The sequence below is a fragment of the Rhodopseudomonas sp. B29 genome (genome assembly GCF_000333455.1).
In the GTDB taxonomy this organism is placed as follows: Bacteria; Pseudomonadota; Alphaproteobacteria; order Rhizobiales; family Xanthobacteraceae; genus Rhodopseudomonas.
Window position 1 is genome coordinate 1 of sequence record NZ_BADD01000037.1, and the last position, 1453, is coordinate 1453.

At 63.9% G+C, this 1453-nt stretch carries 4 protein-coding genes; all 4 read right to left on the reverse strand.

What is annotated here, in order from left to right:
- Positions 1–444: flagellar biosynthetic protein FliR (locus I5M_RS01195; protein WP_022719731.1), on the reverse strand; the 444-nt coding region annotated here is incomplete at its 3' end.
- 100 nt (positions 445–544) lie between these two features.
- Positions 545–808 (reverse strand): flagellar biosynthesis protein FliQ, encoded by a 264-nt coding sequence (gene fliQ, locus I5M_RS01200; RefSeq protein ID WP_022719732.1) that lies wholly within the window; start codon positions 806–808, stop codon positions 545–547.
- Positions 809–932: 124 nt separating this feature from the next.
- Positions 933–1238 carry a flagellar hook-basal body complex protein FliE gene (gene fliE, locus I5M_RS01205; protein WP_022719733.1) on the reverse strand — a complete coding sequence of 102 codons (306 nt, stop codon included), beginning with the start codon at positions 1236–1238 and terminating at the stop codon, positions 933–935.
- Between the two features lie 26 nt (positions 1239–1264).
- A partial coding sequence (locus I5M_RS01210) for a flagellar basal body rod C-terminal domain-containing protein (protein WP_022719734.1) occupies positions 1265–1453 on the reverse strand: 189 nt, incomplete at its 5' end.

Sequence of the window (1453 nt, forward strand, 5' to 3'; positions counted from 1 at the left end):
GATCACCAAGTAGTGGGCGTCGGTGCGAACAAACAGCGTGACCCCGAGCAGCGTCAGAAAATTGCCGATCAGCAGGCCCTGCTGACCCTGCGTCGGATCGACCGCGGTGACGAAGCCGAGACCGAGTTGCTGGGCGATCACCGAGCCCGCGACCTGCAACGCCGACAGCGTCACGCGGGCCGTGGCGCCGAGCACGATGCCGACGAAGATCTCCTGAAGCATCAGCACCAGCAGCGGCGCCAGCGACGTCATGTCGACGTGATAGGCGTCGCGGTGCATCGGCAGAATGATCAGCGCGAGCATCAAGGCGATCGCCAGCTTGATACGCATCGGGATGTTGGTCTCGCCGAGCGACGGCATCAACATCACCATCGCGCCGACGCGCGCGAACACCAGCATGAAGGCTGCGGCGAGCGCGGGCAGGAACGACAGGTCGATGCGCATCGGAAACAGCCTCGGGACGGCGGACGGCGATCCCCGCGCAGACGGCGCCGCTCGCCCCCGAGGGTGCGTGCAGCGAACCAGCGCGGCCTCCGATCATGCGTCAGCCGCCGATGATTCGCGACGAGATCCGCAGCATCTCGGCATGCAACGCATCGGCCATGAACGGCAGTGCCAACACTAGGGTGATAAAGATCGCGATGATCTTCGGCACGAACACCAGCGTCTGTTCCTGGATCTGGGTCAGCGCCTGCACCAGCGACACCGCCACACCGACCACCAGGCCGACCACCATCAAGGGCGCCGAGACGATGACGATGGTCCAGATCGCGTCGCGGGCGACGTCGAGGGTCTCGGGGCCGGTCATGGATGAAGTCCTTGGTATTTTGTCATTGCGAGGAGCGAAGCGACGAAGCAATCCAACTCCGTGCACTGCGCTGGATTGCTTCGCTTCGCTCGCAATGACGGATGTTTGCGAACGAGGCACAGACTTAGATCGTCATCTTCATGATGTCTTCGTAGGACTGGATCACCCGGTCGCGGACCGACACCAGCGTCGACACGGCGACGTCGGTTTCGGCAACCGCGGTGACCACGTCCATGACGTTGGACTTGCCGTTCGCCATGGCGACGGTCTGCGCGTCGGACTTGCGGCCGGCGTCGAGGACGCTGCTCATCGCGTCCTTGACCAGCGATCCGAACGAGGGACCGTCTTCCGACGGCTGGCCGGCGCCCTTGGCGCTGGTCAGGCGGGCGAGGCTCGCATAGGCATTAGCTGCGGAGATCGGGGATGCCATCGGGTCCTTCCTGGCTCAGTCGGCAGTCATGATTTGAGGATGTCGAGCGTGCGCTGGATCATGCGGCGCGTCGCGCTGATGACGTTGAGGTTTGCCTCGTAGGACCGCTGCGCGTCGCGCATGTCGGTCATTTCGACCAGCGGATTGACGTTGGGATACTTGACGTTGCCGCTGGCGTCGGCGGCCGGATTTGTCGGCTCGTATTTGACGCGGAA